The organism is Halomonas marinisediminis (assembly GCF_004347715.1).
Classification (GTDB): domain Bacteria; phylum Pseudomonadota; class Gammaproteobacteria; order Pseudomonadales; family Halomonadaceae; genus Halomonas; species Halomonas icarae.
The window spans coordinates 1-271 of the sequence record NZ_SLTR01000473.1 but is presented as its reverse complement, the minus strand read 5'-3'; the positions used below and the strand labels follow the sequence as shown (position 1 = coordinate 271).

The 271-nt window shown below is 64.6% G+C and carries 1 protein-coding gene; it reads left to right on the top strand.

What is annotated here, in order from left to right; all coding sequences use genetic code 11:
- A partial coding sequence (locus E0702_RS17460) for a cbb3-type cytochrome c oxidase subunit I (protein WP_205742068.1) occupies positions 1–271 on the top strand: 271 nt, incomplete at both ends.

Genomic DNA, 271 nt, shown 5'->3' with positions numbered 1-271 from the left:
CTTCTGGCTCGCGACCATCGGGATCGTCCTCTATGCCTCGGCCATGTGGGTCACGGGCATCATGGAGGGCCTGATGTGGCGCGAAGTGGATGCGCAGGGCTTCCTCGTGAACTCCTTCGCCGACACCGTCTCCGCCAAGTTCCCGATGTATGTGGTGCGCGGTCTGGGCGGGGTGCTCTACCTGGCCGGTGCAATCATCATGTGTCTCAACCTGTGGTGGACCGTCACCCGCGGCTCGGAGAAGAAGTCTCCCGCGGCTGTCGCGACCCCC